Raw genomic sequence first — 14,983 nt, forward strand, 5'->3', positions numbered from 1 at the left:
ATCCGACTGATGGGAGCAGTTCTGATGGAGCACCATGAAAAATGGTTGACCGGCAAAAAGTATTTCATAATGGATCGCTACTTTGATGAGAGAGAAACAGCAAGAAAAGAAGCGTTAGCAGAACGAGCAGCATACCTGCATGTTGTCACCTGATTCATGCAGATACCGGAAGACAATTTACACCAACTTTTTGGACTTGACTTCCGGTGCATATCTGGTAATTTCAGGGATAATGCTTTTTGTAATGTCAACATTTGTTTGTGCAAGATCCAGACGTGACTGTCCAGGTTTTCTTGGCAGACCAGATGTAAGTACGACTATATCTGATTCAGCAGCATCACTAAAGCTACCAGCATAAATTGTAGCAGGTGGACAAAAAGGAATACCCTGACGTATATCCAACGCCTCGCCCAGTGCTTTCTCTTTATTAACATCAATAATGACAATTTCAGATGCAATTCCATTTACTGCCATTGTATATGCTATTGTCGAACCAACATTACCTGTACCAATAATTGTTACCTTCTTACTCATAATTTGTACCTCCATTATCACTTCACGCAAACGTTTGCAGTAATTTATATTTCTTAATTGTTTCACTAAATACTATAAAGCAGAACACTGTTTAATGGTTATATAAATGAAGCATATCGATATTCTGTTATCGATATGTAGTTATCGATTGTAGAATATCGATATGCTTTTCTGACAATTAGATTTGTGCAATTTGTATATATTGCTAGAAAATTATGCTTTTTTCAAGCTCTTGCTTACCAGTAAAAAGCTCTCCCAAAAATTGTTTGTCCAACTCACTAAAGTTATAATTTTTCTCATAAATCAGAACATCTTTAAACTTTAGATTGATGTCCACACAATGCTTTTGAACAAGATTATATCGCTCAAGCAAATCAGCCGGAACTGGTGAAGCCCACATATAAGAATCGATCTGGTTATTAAGAATCTCAAACTGAGTGAATCGATCATAAACATATATTTTCCTATTTGTAGTTTGTTCTTTTGAACAATCCTTCTGCTTGCTCTGATTAACATAAGGTATATTGTCATCTCCATGAGCAATTTCCAAATATTTATGCAAATCGCAAGAAGTTATTTCTTCTCTATTTGCAAGCGGGCTTCGTGCAGGCACTAATAATACATAGTCATATACCCAGATTGGATCGAAAATAATATTCCTGTCATATAGATAGTCAAGGAAATAATTTTCGTAATTAGCCTGATAACGAATCACACTTATATTACAATCGCCATCTGCAACACAGTCTATTCCTTGTATGGCATTAGTTTCATGAGAACTAATTTCCATTTCTTTGCGCCGATCCAGTTTTCTTGCAAATTCGGTAAAAGCTCGTGCTATGTAGCTGCTTCTGGGAATACATATATTAAATTTTATTTTTTCAGAAGAATCCCCGGTATAAAGCGCTTCCAGTTCATCAACCTGTGCCAATATGCTTCGGGCATATTTGATTAATTTTTCACCTTTTTCCGTAGGAATGACCCCTTTGGAGGTTCTTTTAAAAATTGTAATCCCCAGATTTTCTTCCAATTCTCTTACAGCTTTGCTCAAATTAGGCTGCCCCATAAAAAGGTTATCTGCCGCTTTAGTAATAGAACCAGCTTTTTCTATTTCTATTACATATTTTAAATGAAGGGTGTTCATCGCATTTTACCTCGTTATTTCTTTTAGCTTACGCGACAACAAAGCCAAGGAAGCAGCCATATTTTCGTTTTGCACAAGAATATTATCAGGGGTTGTAAGGTGAACGGGGGCAAAGTTCCATATAGCGAGTATACCCGAATCCAACAAAAGATCACATGTTTGTTGTGCTACAGATACTGGCACAGCAATTATCCCTATATGTATTCTCAAACGTTTACAAAATTCAGGCAACTCTGAAATATTACGGATTGTTTTACCAGATATGTCACTGCCAATTAACTTTTTATCGTTATCAAAAGCCGACACAATATTTAAACCATAGTTTTCAAATCCCTTATAAGAAATCAAAGCTCTTCCCAGAGATCCTGCACCTATAATTACTGCATCCATGAGATTATTATAACCAAGATAGTCTTCCATGTTCTCAATCAGATTCTCTATAACAAAGCCTGTATTCGGCTTGCCTTTGCTGGAACTAATTGCTGCCAGATCTTTACGAACCTGTACTTCATTCAACTTTAATTCCAAAGCAATTGTTTTAGCAGCAATTGCTGACTCTCCAGAATCTCTATATTTTTTCAGAAGCTGTAAATAATAAGGCATTCTTTGCAATGCCTGCACCGAGACAACAACCGATGGTTTTTGATTCCTGTCCATAATTAATCCTTTCGCATATAACAATATATCCTTTATTCTATTCGATATTGCGATATCGATGTCACAATATCGATTGTAGGCAAAATTTGTCATGTTGTCAACTCTATGCCAATCGCTGTGACAAATTTTTTAGACAGGAAAACACCTGGTATTACGCTGTTTTTATCATTTTTATGATGTTATAATTGAATTATGATACATAATCATAGCTAAGTTGATTTTGTATCATATTCGGATTAGCTAATGCTACCTGAATTTTTGTGCTTTTTGATAAGGAGGTGGGAAAATCGCACAAACTCGAAGATAAACAAATATGATCCGTTTTGCTCGCCGGATAATTATTATATATTGCTCCTGGGCGGTCAAAACAGATCTGATGATGTCGTCTAAAAGGGAGGCGCGAAATGAAAAACAGAAAATTACTTTCACTTATAATTGTTTTTGCCATGGTTATTGCTTTATCTACAGCGATTCCAGTGGCACAAGAAAATAATGATTCGATTAATGTAACCTTATCCAGTCCGGCCAGAACCTGGCAAGGGCATGATTTTGAAATTAGATTAACCAACAATGAAGCTTTTCCAATAACTGTATCCTTAACTGAAGGAGAAGATGTTTCTTGGATTAATTCTCAATATGATGGTCAAAAGGCTTTCTGGGTTAATTTAGGGGAAGGCTGGCATCCACTTGATCCTGTGAATTCAGGAGATGAAATATTCGGTGTCAGTGGTGAAACTTATACGGGAAATGAAACTCTTGAAATAGCCCCAGGTGAAACTAAGGTTATTACCAGAATCAGCACCGGCCAGCCTGGAACCTGGCGCGGTTTTTATTTTGGTAATCGTACAGCAAACGTCGTTTTCAGCATTACCGATGATGATGAAAATATACACATATTCAATGGTTCAACAAGCACATCTGTTATATACGAAAACGTTGTATCTGATAAGGTCAATCTCGGTTATTCTGCCGGCGACACTTTAGAAATGTCATTCTCAAATTTCCCAGGCTATTTTGATGAAAACGGACCTAATAGAGACGCTGAAGTATACGGTAATTTCTTTACTACAGCCAGAGTATACTTTATGATTTCTACTGACAAAGCTCCACCCACAATTGATGCACCTGTTTTTGAAGGTACGACCGAAGAAAATGGCAGATATTATATTGACTATCAGGTTGAACAAGGGGCTTTTGATATTACAGGGAAAATTAATCAGAATATACCTGCTGGCTATATAGGTTATGAGATTCATCTTTCGCCTGCACCGGAAGGATATGAAAATTTAATTGTTGGTCCAAGACCGATTATTCTTGATACTTATGGAGAGTATATTCCCTATGTAATAGCCAAATTACCTGCTACACAGAACTTTAGAATATACCCGGAGCTTAAAGATTTAGGGGATCTTCTTAACACTCAGCAGAATATTTCTTTCATAAATCAGGGGTTTGGTTCAATTACATTTGACTCAGGCTTAAATATTTACGATTCCCTTCCGATGTTTGCAAATATAGATGAACACATAAAAATAGGATTTGATGCCGAATCAGGTCAATTTTTTGCTACAGTAGATACTAATCTGCTTGAGTTCCTAAAAAATAAAACAGCGACAATCTACTTTGTAGACGCATCTATAAACTTAGAGCTTGATTACATAGATCCCGATAATATTATGGAATACATAGACTTGACCATAATTGATCAAGGAGAGCCGGTTGCCGATATCAGTGATTATATCGATTTAAGCCTTATTGAATACGATGAACAAAATGATATTTTGATTTTGCCGGTAAAACATTTTACCAGTTATCTGATATCACGTAGTAGCAATCTTCCTCTGGCAGAAGAAGAGACAACCACAGCCGAAACCACTGTAACGCAAACAACAACTACTGCGGTTGAAACAACAGATTCTTCTGAAACAGCTTCCGCTAGCGAACTTCCTCAAACAGGCGAGTCGGTTAATTTATGGGTATATATTGTTTTAGCAGCAGCAGCCGTTCTAGTAATTATCAGATTTGTATTATATAAGAAAAGTAAAAATAAAATAGATGTCAATGAAATAGAAGATATCAGCAAATAGGTTTGTGAAAAGTATAATAAGACCTGATCTATCAGAGGCTGTCTAACTAGTATAATTAGTGGGCAGCCTCTTCTTTTGCATTGCGATCTGTCAATTCCCCTTGATCGAAAATACTTTTATAAACAAAAGCAAAAACACTCATGGTGTTAGTCATTAACCCTCTAACATTTATGGTATCATTATAATGCAAAAACAAATTTTCAGATTTAAACAGCTTCTTGTTTTATTATTAAGCAGCGGCATTGAAAATTATTTATCAATAAGTCTGGAGCGAATTAAAATGATAGATATAAAAGACAGAGAATCAAAAATAGCAATTGTAACTGGTGCCTCCGGTGGAATAGGCAGGTCTATTACAACAGCATTATGCCTTAAAGGATTCCATGTTGTTGCAAATTATAATTCTTCAGAAATTGCAGCGCAAACCCATTGCAAGCATCTGAAAAGATTTGGTTTAACTGCATATCCTTTTAAAGCCGATATCGCCAATCAAAGTGAAGTTTCAGAAATGATAAAGTATACGCTGCAAAAGTTTGGTAAAATTGACGTACTGGTAAATAATGCAGGTATAGCTCAGTCTTCTGTTTTTCAGGATATATCTGAAGAAGACTGGGATAATATGATGAATATAAATCTTAAAGGGACTTTTTTGTGCTCCCAGGCAGTTGTTCCTGCCATGATAAAAGCTCATCAAGGCAGAATTATTAATATTTCATCAATCTGGGGAATGGTCGGAGCATCTTGTGAAGTTCATTATTCAGCTGCTAAAGCAGGAATCATAGGTTTTACTAAAGCACTGGCAAAAGAATTAGCACCTTCAGGTATACAAGTAAACTGCGTCGCTCCGGGAATTATCAAAACAGCTATGCTTAAGGACTTTACAGAAAGAGACTTAAAAGCCATGGAAGAAGAAATTCCTGCTATGCGCATCGGTACACCGGCCGATGTTGCCAGATTTGTGGCTTTTTTGGCAACGGATGCTGGAACCTATCTTACAGGACAGGTTATAAGCCCAAACGGAGGACTTGTAGTTTAGTTTTTTGCGTTTTATTTCTTTCTGAAATACTAATATACTTATCATAATGCTATTTTTTATAGGAGAACATATGCTGCTTAGTTTATCGCTTATTATTTTGCTTGGATTTATGCTCAAAGGTATATTTGAGAAACTAAAACTGCCTGGTTTACTTGGCATGCTAATTGCAGGAATCTTATTAGGTCCACATGTACTTAATCTAATTAGTCCAGAAATAATGAATATTTCTGCTGATCTTAGAGAAATTGCTCTGATAGTTATTCTTACAAGAGTAGGACTTTCTCTTGATTTGAAAGACCTGAAAAAAGTAGGCAGACCTGCTGTAATGATGTGTTTCATTCCAGCCACTTTTGAGATACTGGCAGTTGTTTTACTTGCTCCTCCGCTTTTAGGAATATCTTATCTTGAAGCAGCTATTCTAGGAACTATTCTAGGAGCGGTCTCTCCGGCAATCATTGTTCCAAAAATGCTTCATCTTATGGAGTCAGGCTATGGACGAAAAAACAGTATTCCCCAGCTTATTCTGGCTGGTGCTTCTGTCGATGATATTTACGGAATTGTTCTTTTTACATCTTTTATGGGTATTTATGCTGGTGAGGACTTCAATCCAGCCGTATTATTAAATGTTCCGGTTTCAATTATAACCGGACTTTTAGTGGGAATAGCTTTAGGCTTTGTACTGTCTAAAATCTTTAAGAAACGCCATATGCGAGATACGGTAAAAGTACTTTTAATTCTGGGTCTTTCTTTTCTGATTATGGGACTTGAATCATATATTGCTAACTGGTTTGCATTTTCCGGTTTGCTGGCTGTTATCGCTATAAATGGTACTATTCTAAAAATCGATGATAAACTTGCCCGCAGATTATCTGGTAAATTTTCTAAAATATGGGTTGGTGCCGAATTATTATTATTTGTATTGCTAGGTTCAGTTGTTGATATAACTTATGTCAGGGGTGCCGGCTTTGCAATTGTTGCGGTTATTGCTGGAGCTCTTGCATTCCGTTCAATCGGTGTTATTATAAGTGTCAGCAGAACTCGTCTAACTGCTAAAGAAAGACTTTTTTGCATATTTGCTTATTTGCCAAAGGCAACCGTTCAAGCAGCTATCGGTGCATTGCCTTTAGCAGCGGGGGTGTCAGCAGGTAATATTATTTTAACCGGTGCTGTCTTGGCTATTATGATTAGTGCTCCTCTTGGAGCCATCCTCATAGATATTAGTCATAAAAAGCTGTTGCAGCAAGGAGAAAAAATCTAAGAGACAACATAATGCATTAACACTGTAATCAGCCTATGCGTAAGGAAAAGTTTTTATGACAAAACAAAATAACGATTTTAATGCAAAAACTTCAGCTAGTAAGCGTAAACATCATCCTCTGATTGAAACGCTCGTAAACATTCGTGGCAATGAGAGAGCCTGTGTTTATACTGAGCCTCTTTGGGGCATACCTTTTAATCTTTATTCTCCGTTTCTGACTGTATATATGTATGCTCTGGGGGTTAATGACCGTCAGATTGGTATTTTGATGAGTGTTGGCATGGTTTTTCAGTTTTTTGCCGCACTTTTCGGTGGCGTTTTTACCGATAAACTGGGAAGGCGCAAAACAACTGCTGTTTTTGATGCCTTATCATGGGCAATTCCTACCATAATATGGGCTTTTTCCCAAAATTTCTGGTGGTTTCTTGTTGCCGCTGTATTTAATAGCATGTGGCAGATAACTATGAATTCATGGACTTGTCTAATGGTTGAAGACTGTGATAAAAAACTACTGGTTAATATTTTTACCTGGTGTACTATTTCTGGTTTGCTTGCTGTGTTTTTTGCACCAGCAGCAGGTTTACTTGTTAATCAGCTCACAATTGTTCCAGCTATGCGTATTATTTTCATCTTTACTTCTGTAATGATGACCACCAAATTTGTTGTGCTCTATTTTACTTCAAAAGAGACTAAACAAGGAAAAATCAGAATGGAGCAAACAAAAGGCATACCAATCACAAAACTTCTGGCTGAATACAAATCATTGATACCGAAAGTTTTGCAAACACCTCAAACTATGCTTATTCTGGCAGTAATGGTCATTCTTAATATAACAGCTGCGATAAGTGGCAACTTCTTTGCTATTTTCGCCACTCAGAACTTAAATGTTCCCGATTCCTGGCTGGCTTATTTTCCGATCGGCAGAGCCATTGTCATGCTTATATTTATTTTTACGATTCAGACTGCTCTGAATCGTCATTCTTTCCGTATTCCTGTACTGACCGGACTTGGGTTTTATATCATAAGTCAGATTGTGCTTATTTCTACCAAACCAGATCAAATAGTGCCTTTGATTATTTATGTTTTATTTGAGGCTTTTGCTTATGCATTAGTAATTCCACAGAAAGATTCCATGTTGGTGATGTTTGTTGACCCTGACGAAAGAGCGAGAATAAGCTCAATCATTTACATGGCAATGATTGCTTTTTCCTCGCCCTTTGGCTGGATAGCAGGAGAATTATCACAACATAATCGTAGCCTGCCTTTTATTCTTAATATAGTTCTTTTTTCCATGTGCTTTATTTTAATAATTTACACACGGAAAATGAAAATTAATAAACATTAAACGAGCACAGAATAATTATTATTTGTTACTTGAAAGTTTTGTCCTCTTCTTTTTTGTAAAAATCAAATATAGACATTTAGCGGCTACAATAAAAATAAGAGCGGCAACTAAAACTACTATCTTGGGCTTATGTTCTATACTTTCTCCTGTTCTAGTTAATTCAGCAGGATTTTGTGAAGTTAGTGAGGTTTGTTGCGTGCCCTGCTCCCCAGCTGCAGCAATTTCAGCAGGATCAGTTTCAGATGTGGATCTGCTAATTGTATTATCAGTTGCAGCAACCGTATCTTCTCCAACAGGTGATCCCTCGGGTTCATTTTCTCCAGCGACAGGTTCTGTAGAAGTTGTTTCGCCTCCACCTGTGGGCACCTCTTCCTCTTCCAGAACAATAAACGGGATTTCGTTAGCTAGTGCATATGCTTCTGCTGCTGAGCCTGCAAATCCATATATAGTCAAAAGGGGTATTCCTTCTATGGTATTTTCAGCAAAAGCATCATTGCCTATGGATGTGACACCTGCATGTATTCTAGCTGTTTCTATTCGATTCCTGGCAAAAGCTTCCTCTCCTATACTCGTTATATTTTCTGGAATAATTAAAGATGTGAGTCTGTTGGAATAAAACATGCCTTCAGGAATACTGGTCATACTAGAAGGAAAGACTATCTGACTAATTATGTTATAGGCAAAATTCCAGCTATTACCATAATCTGTAATTGATTCTGGAATTACAACTTCTTCAAGCAGATTTTGTATAAAAGAACCGCTACCAAGATAAAGTAAAGTATCCGGTAAATTTATTTCCGGCAAAGCATTCCTTCTGAAAGCATAATCACCAATTGACTCCAAACCATCATTCAAATCGAGCGAAGACATTAAGTTGTATTCAAATGCATACTCACCAATAGAGCGAAGACTGTCAGGGCAAATTAACTCGCTTATTCTATTACCTGTATAATCACTTGACCCGGCAAAAGCATAATTGCCAATCTCCTGCAAGCCTTCATTCAAAATCAAAGTTTGCAGTTTATTGCCTGAAAAAGCAGAATTCCCTATAGAAGCAATGTTTACAGGTATTTCAAGACTTGCTATATTATTTTGCATGAATATTCCTGCAGGAATATATGCCCAGCTTGCAGGAATTGTCACAGAAGTCAATTCATTAAATCCGAAAGCTCCATTTTTTATCTCTAATTGGTCATTAGGCTTATTCGGTAAAGTTAGGCTGGTTAAATTATTTGAAAAGAAAGCGGATTCGTCAATCTCCGTTACGGATTCTGGAATTACTAATTCTTCCAACTCATTATCATAAAATGACTGCATACCGATCCTGGTTATATTAGCAGGTATTGTTATTTGTGTAAGCTCATTGCTGCTGAACATGAAATTTGGTATTTCTGTCCAGCTTGAGGGAATTGTTACAGAGGATATTTTATTTTGAGCAAAAATATGTGACCCGAAATCAATAACTTTGTCAGGGAAACTGACAGAAGTTATTTCATTTCTTTGAAAAGCAGATTGCCCTATATGGGTTACACTTGCGGGAATACTTATGCTTGTTATATTGTTCTGCCCACTTGAAGATACACTATAACCGCCATAAAAAGCAGAACTTCCAATTTTTTCAAGACTATCCGGTAATGTCACACCTGTAAGTTGCTTTTCGTAAAAAGCTCCGTCTGCTATTTCAGTAACAGGATTGCCATCGAAGTTATTAGGAATTGTAATATCACCACCAGGACCACTGTATGATTCTATTACCGCATTGCCACCCACTATGGAGTAGGTATAAACATGACTGCCATCAGTATAAGTTTCTGCTGCCGCCGTCAGATACAACATACTCTGTATAAGACCTATCAGCAGTAAAGTAATTATTACTTTTATCAACTTACCCGTTTTTTTTCCTTTTTTCTTGAAATCTTTATTTGTTTTTTTCATATATAAGACCCCCTTTGGTTTGATTATGCTTCTAATCCATAATAGAAACTATCCGACCAGGTCTTATTTTTTATGATAAAAATAAATTTATTATCATAAACAAGAAATCATCCTTTTTAGAAAAGGGTGATTTTCATTTATATTTGTCCATATTAAGAGTTTTCTTTAAAAGATTGCATCTCTTCTATACTATCAAGTAAGATCTTTAACTCCCGTTTATTTTTTACATCAAGCTTAGTATAGATATTTCTAGCATGTGTTTTAATTGTGTTGTCACTTATTCCAAGCATATCTGCTATTTCTTTATTTAGATAATCTTCTGAAAGATATCGAACAATTTGTTGTTCTCTTTTAGTAAGAAGAAGTATTCTATCGGCTGAATTTTTTGTCTCTATCATCTGGGCATAACTTTTTTGCAATTTATCAATATGCGGCGAACATGCCCGGTTCAAAACTGGAATAAGCATTATTGCGACAATAGCACCTATAAGGGAGGCAAAAGCTAATGTTAACTGCGGTCGCTCTGACAAAAAAATTAAAAGCTCTCCGCCAGTCACTCCTAGATAAGCAGAGAAAACAATTGCAAAAGTCATCAGAGCAGCAATTCGATTGGATTTGCCAAAAAAATGAATCATCTGAATTGCCAGACTCCATAAAATTACATCTATTACCGGATACGCTGCCTGTAATAAAAGATTAGCCAGCAAAACATTGCTGCTTGAATAAATTAAAAGAGCAAAAGCGATTGCATAAACACATGCTGCAAGTATTAGTAGTACATCCATCAATTTATGCAGTATTTTGCTTTTTCGCAAAAGCAAAAGAGCAATGATGAACAGGGGAATCATATATAAATATATTGTTATTTCAGAATACTCCAGCAAAATTGATTTATATGCCGGCATAGATATCCCGCATGTGCTAAAATTCAAAAGAAAAGTAGCCACAACAATGAGCAGGATCATTTTGTAATTTGCACTGATCTTATAAAGATATAAAACCTCTTTTTCCTTACCGTTTATTTTTACAGCTAACAAAAGCGCTGTCGCTAAAATTGCAAGAGCAAATATCATTGCCAATTTATCATGACCTCTTGCCATAAGTACTTCTGTAATATATACGATAAGATATGTAAGTAAAGTTATAAAAATCATACTGATAAGTATTTTATTAACAGGCACAATTCTAACCATACAGGAAATTGTACTAATCATGTAAAGCATAGCAGCAGCAGAAATAAAAAACTGTAAAACAGGTAAGAGATAAATGCTAATAACGTTTTGCGGAAAAAGCCATAAAAAAATAAACATTAGCAGAAGCATTAATGTAGCCGCTATAGAAAATGAAAATAATTTTTCGTAAAAAGAATCCTTTTTTGTAAATAGAATTGAATACAAAAAAACTATAAGAGATCCCGCAAACATAACTGTAGTAGTAACAGCTTTTGGTGTATCAGCCTGACTTACCAGCAAAGCAAAAAGGGATCCGTCAAAAATAAAAACATTGGCAAATCCTAGATACAAACCGTGAATAAGAATATAAATTTTATTTTCTTTTGTCATAGTTTGCTTCCATCTTCAAATCAATTATTTTACTGCATAACAATTAATAATATTATACACTGTTTTACCTGCCAATTTTGCAAAAAAAACCTCCTCTATGATTTTTTCAAATCAAAAAGAGGAAGTCTTTTTCGGAGCATAAAGAAGCTCCAGCGAACCCTTTTGACTTTTTACTTTCTTGGTTACCCTTTGTTGCGAATTCTTCATCAGATTTTAACTTTTCTTTCTCTAATTTCTTTTAGATCCGAGGTTACATCTCTTTTCTAAATTAATTATCGATTGATTTGTTTTTTTCTGATTAGTAATCTGTATACATTTTTTAGATGTCTACTTAATCACTATGTTCGCTTTCCACTTGGTTTTCGTGGCGGTTTACCTTTTAAGTAAGTATCTCTGGTAATCCCTGGAGCTTGTCTTAATTATAACTCAATGAGGTTTTTTGTCAATATTTTTAGGCAACATAGTTATACAATCAGCATTTTAACGATATCACTTGTTCTTATTGCACAATAAAATCAAAGATTTCACTTGTTTTTTTACAAACCTTGGCATGCTAAAGTCTGAATGTTACAATTTACTAAGATTTTATTTTTTGACAAAAGGAGCTTGACTTTATGCGTATTATAACCGGACAGAGATATTATGAGGCTTGGCCTTTTGACAATCTTATGGATATGTTAAGGCAATGTGCTGATCGACACGGGGATTTGTCCGCATATCGTTTTCGCCGCACACCAGAAGGTTCAGAGATAACAAAAAGTTACAAGCATTTATTATCAGATATCGAAGCTCTGGGCACAGCAGTCAAAAAACTAATTTCTGATGAAGACACCAAAATCGCAGTATACGGTGATAATAGTTATGAATGGTCGGTTGCTTATAACTGTACTATTAATGGTTGTGGTGTAGTTGTCCCTCTTGATAAACTCCTACCGGCTCGCGAAATTGAGATACTTCTTCAACGTTCATCAGCCAAAATTTTGTTTTATGGTTTGAAGCAGGCAGAAATTGTGCGTAAAATAGCCGAAAAAAACACTGATCTAAAATATATGATTTGTCTGGACCATGAAGAAGATAAAACAAAAGATATCGATATAGACGAAAGATTCCTTAGTATGCAAGATCTTATAGCCAAAGGGAAAAAATTGCTTGCAAGCGGTGATAAAGAATATATCAGCACAATAATTGATTCAGAAAAACTTGCTGCTATTTTCTTTACTTCAGGAACAACTGCTTCTGCCAAAGGAGTTATGCTAAATCATAAAAATATTTGCACAAATATCCGCAGCATCAGCGGCATACTTCCTCTATATCCAGGCGAAAGGTCACTGTCACTTTTGCCTTTGCATCATACTTTTGAAAATACAGTAGGAATGTTATACATGCTTTACTGTGGCGTCTGCATCTGCTTTACCGACGGGTTGAGGCATATTCTTAAAAACATGCAGGAGTGGCAGATTGAATGTATGATAGCTGTCCCTGTTCTTTTTGAAAACATGTATTCCCGATTGCAAAAAAATCTCAAAAGCAGCGGCAAAGCAGGTCTTATAAGTTTGCTTAGACCTATAGCAAGAAGGTTGTCATATCTAGGGCTTGATGTCAGAAGAAGAATTTTTAGCGAAATACTGGCAGCTTTTGGAGGTAAATTAAGACTCGTTGTTGTAGGTGCTGCAAACATAGATGCGGAGATTATTCAAACATTTAACGACTTTGGTATAGAATTCTACATGGGTTATGGTATGACTGAAGCCTCTCCAGTTATTGCAGCCTGCCATAGGCAGCACAATACAATTGGAACGGTGGGACCGCCTTTGCCGGATATTAAGATCATGATTGATTCTTCGGAAGAGCAGACCGATGCAATAGGAGAAATTCTAACCAAAAGTGATTGTGTCATGCTGGGATATTATAATGATCCTGAGGCAACTTCTGAGGTTATAACACCGGAAGGCTGGCTTCGTACCGGTGATATAGGACAGATAGACGAAAAAGGAGCCTTGCGCATAACCGGTCGTGTTAAGTCTATGATTGTACTTAATAACGGCAAAAAAGTCTTCCCGGAAGAAATTGAACAGCTGCTTAATCAGATACCAAGTATTAGCGAAAGTATGGTATGGGGGCAGGATAATGACCGGGACGGCATAGATATCTGTGCACTTGTTCGCATAGAGAGAGAACAACTGCCGGAATTAACAGAAGCCAGTGACGAAATCTGGGCAAAGCATATTAAGAAGGCAATTCAGGCAATTAATCAGGGAATGCCTGTTTACAAAGGTATTCGCTATATTTTTCTAACCGATCAGGAACTTATAAAAACTACAACTCTAAAAATCAAAAGACCGAAACAATATAAAATGATTCAAAAAACTTTGGAAGAGAAAAATCTTACTATCCAAAAAGCCCAAAATAAATTCCTTGAATCTCTTTAAATTACATTTCTGGCTCTGTAATTATTAGGAGTCATACCCATATGCTTACGAAAAACTCTGCTGAAATAGCTTTGGCTTGCAAAACCTGTTTCCAAGGCTATTTCCAGCATGGATATTTCTGAATCTGCTAATAAACTTTTGCTTCTATCTATTCTTCTTTTATTTACAAAATCAACAAAGCTCATATTAAGTTCTCTCTTAAACAGTCTACATATATAAGCTTTGCTTAAGTTCAAATCAACGGAGGCTTGGGCAAGTGTTATTTCACCTGGCAGTTTTTTTTCAATATATTTGATGATTCTCTGTACCTGATAGCTCAGAACATCTTCACCACAACAATTATTTTCTTCAGAATAAACTTCTCTTTTGACATGCCTGAACTGACAATTTTCTCCACATGCATTACTATCTTTTTTATCTTTGAATATTTTTCTCATTAACTCTATGAGATATTTGATTGTTGTTTGAGATTTTACCGGCAAATTAACACTATTCCCTCTTTTGATATATGGACCAAAAGCAAAAATCCCAGCGTCAGAATCTTTCTTGTCAAAATATGCTGCAGCAAATCTACACTTATCACTATCTTCACAAATCTTTTCACATTCTATCATTACCCAGTCATCAACACCTGCCGTTGTAAAAGATTTAATAGTTTCCTGAAGTTGGTGCCGCCAAGAAAAGCAGCAAAAATTATCCAGATTATGTCTATTTCCTTCATAAAATATCTCACCTTTTGAATCGCAAAAGTATGCGTTCATTTCAGTGCAATCACAAAAGTGATCTATTGTCTGCTTTACAAAATTATCTATTGTCAAAATGTCCATATTTATCTATATTTCCTGACTCCGTTTAATTTGGTTAAAAACAAATCAAAATTGTACCAACCATTAGTTTGTTTTTTGCTATAATTTCCACTACTGTTAGCCACGGTTAACAGCTTGTATTTTATAGAAAGTTTAGGTTTATTGTCAACTGTTATGATAACTAATCAAA

11 protein-coding genes are annotated in these 14,983 nt (G+C 35.9%); 5 read left to right on the forward strand and 6 right to left on the reverse strand.

Going from position 1 to position 14,983, the window contains the following annotated elements:
- Nucleotides 1-177: 177 nt before the first annotated feature.
- The 3 genes from AC0KSB_RS08765 to AC0KSB_RS08775 form a co-directional block, all read right to left on the reverse strand.
- Nucleotides 178-534 (reverse strand): lactate/malate family dehydrogenase, encoded by a 357-nt coding sequence (locus AC0KSB_RS08765; protein WP_472308347.1) that lies wholly within the window; start codon nt 532-534, stop codon nt 178-180.
- A 205-nt stretch (nt 535-739) separates the two neighbouring features.
- Nucleotides 740-1,678 carry a LysR family transcriptional regulator gene (locus tag AC0KSB_RS08770; RefSeq protein ID WP_472308349.1) on the reverse strand — a complete coding sequence of 313 codons (939 nt, stop codon included), beginning with the start codon at nt 1,676-1,678 and terminating at the stop codon, nt 740-742.
- A gap of 6 nt (nt 1,679-1,684) precedes the next feature.
- Complete coding sequence (locus AC0KSB_RS08775) at nt 1,685-2,335, reverse strand: redox-sensing transcriptional repressor Rex (protein WP_472308351.1); 651 nt, start codon at nt 2,333-2,335, stop codon at nt 1,685-1,687.
- A 404-nt stretch (nt 2,336-2,739) separates the two neighbouring features.
- On the opposite strand from AC0KSB_RS08775, the gene AC0KSB_RS08780 reads away from it, so the two are divergent.
- The 4 genes from AC0KSB_RS08780 (at nt 2,740) to AC0KSB_RS08795 (ending at nt 8,061) form a co-directional block, all read left to right on the forward strand.
- Nucleotides 2,740-4,422 carry an LPXTG cell wall anchor domain-containing protein gene (locus tag AC0KSB_RS08780; protein WP_472308353.1) on the forward strand — a complete coding sequence of 561 codons (1,683 nt, stop codon included), beginning with the start codon at nt 2,740-2,742 and terminating at the stop codon, nt 4,420-4,422.
- A gap of 280 nt (nt 4,423-4,702) precedes the next feature.
- The gene (gene ymfI, locus AC0KSB_RS08785; protein WP_472308355.1) at nt 4,703-5,458 is read left to right on the forward strand and encodes an elongation factor P 5-aminopentanone reductase; all 756 of its coding nucleotides are present in this window, start codon (nt 4,703-4,705) and stop codon (nt 5,456-5,458) included.
- A 70-nt stretch (nt 5,459-5,528) separates the two neighbouring features.
- Entirely contained in the window at nt 5,529-6,716 is a 1,188-nt protein-coding gene (locus AC0KSB_RS08790) for a cation:proton antiporter (protein ID WP_472308357.1), read from the forward strand.
- Nucleotides 6,717-6,771: 55 nt separating this feature from the next.
- Nucleotides 6,772-8,061, forward strand: a complete 1,290-nt coding sequence (locus tag AC0KSB_RS08795; RefSeq protein ID WP_472308359.1) for an MFS transporter — start codon at nt 6,772-6,774, stop codon at nt 8,059-8,061.
- A gap of 18 nt (nt 8,062-8,079) precedes the next feature.
- Here the strand turns inward: AC0KSB_RS08795 and AC0KSB_RS08800 are convergent, their stop codons facing one another.
- Nucleotides 8,080-9,996 (reverse strand): leucine-rich repeat domain-containing protein, encoded by a 1,917-nt coding sequence (locus AC0KSB_RS08800; RefSeq protein WP_472308361.1) that lies wholly within the window; start codon nt 9,994-9,996, stop codon nt 8,080-8,082.
- Nucleotides 9,997-10,148: 152 nt separating this feature from the next.
- The gene (locus AC0KSB_RS08805) at nt 10,149-11,558 is read right to left on the reverse strand and encodes a helix-turn-helix transcriptional regulator (protein ID WP_472308363.1); all 1,410 of its coding nucleotides are present in this window, start codon (nt 11,556-11,558) and stop codon (nt 10,149-10,151) included.
- 614 nt (nt 11,559-12,172) lie between these two features.
- On the opposite strand from AC0KSB_RS08805, the gene AC0KSB_RS08810 reads away from it, so the two are divergent.
- On the forward strand, nt 12,173-13,987 hold the full coding sequence (locus AC0KSB_RS08810; RefSeq protein WP_472308365.1) for an AMP-dependent synthetase/ligase: 1,815 nt from the start codon (nt 12,173-12,175) through the stop codon (nt 13,985-13,987).
- On the opposite strand, the gene AC0KSB_RS08815 is transcribed toward AC0KSB_RS08810, so the two are convergent.
- Nucleotides 13,984-14,814, reverse strand: coding sequence for a helix-turn-helix domain-containing protein (locus tag AC0KSB_RS08815; protein WP_472308367.1), 831 nt, complete (start codon nt 14,812-14,814; stop codon nt 13,984-13,986). The genes AC0KSB_RS08810 and AC0KSB_RS08815 overlap by 4 nt on opposite strands.
- Between the last annotated feature and the right edge of the window lie 169 nt (nt 14,815-14,983).

The sequence above is a fragment of the Ercella succinigenes genome (assembly GCF_900002895.1).

What these genes read in the sequence shown, in the direction of transcription:
- AC0KSB_RS08780 (WP_472308353.1), top strand. Translation starts at nt 2,740, where the DNA reads ATGAAAAACAGAAAATTACTTTCACTTATAATTGTTTTTGCCATGGTT.
- AC0KSB_RS08775 (WP_472308351.1), bottom strand. Translation starts at nt 2,335, where the DNA reads ATGGACAGGAATCAAAAACCATCGGTTGTTGTCTCGGTGCAGGCATTG.
- AC0KSB_RS08805 (WP_472308363.1), bottom strand. Translation starts at nt 11,558, where the DNA reads ATGACAAAAGAAAATAAAATTTATATTCTTATTCACGGTTTGTATCTA.
- AC0KSB_RS08765 (WP_472308347.1), bottom strand. Translation starts at nt 534, where the DNA reads ATGAGTAAGAAGGTAACAATTATTGGTACAGGTAATGTTGGTTCGACA.
- ymfI (WP_472308355.1), top strand. Translation starts at nt 4,703, where the DNA reads ATGATAGATATAAAAGACAGAGAATCAAAAATAGCAATTGTAACTGGT.
- AC0KSB_RS08800 (WP_472308361.1), bottom strand. Translation starts at nt 9,996, where the DNA reads ATGAAAAAAACAAATAAAGATTTCAAGAAAAAAGGAAAAAAAACGGGT.
- AC0KSB_RS08795 (WP_472308359.1), top strand. Translation starts at nt 6,772, where the DNA reads ATGACAAAACAAAATAACGATTTTAATGCAAAAACTTCAGCTAGTAAG.
- AC0KSB_RS08770 (WP_472308349.1), bottom strand. Translation starts at nt 1,678, where the DNA reads ATGAACACCCTTCATTTAAAATATGTAATAGAAATAGAAAAAGCTGGT.
- AC0KSB_RS08810 (WP_472308365.1), top strand. Translation starts at nt 12,173, where the DNA reads ATGCGTATTATAACCGGACAGAGATATTATGAGGCTTGGCCTTTTGAC.
- AC0KSB_RS08790 (WP_472308357.1), top strand. Translation starts at nt 5,529, where the DNA reads ATGCTGCTTAGTTTATCGCTTATTATTTTGCTTGGATTTATGCTCAAA.
- AC0KSB_RS08815 (WP_472308367.1), bottom strand. Translation starts at nt 14,814, where the DNA reads ATGGACATTTTGACAATAGATAATTTTGTAAAGCAGACAATAGATCAC.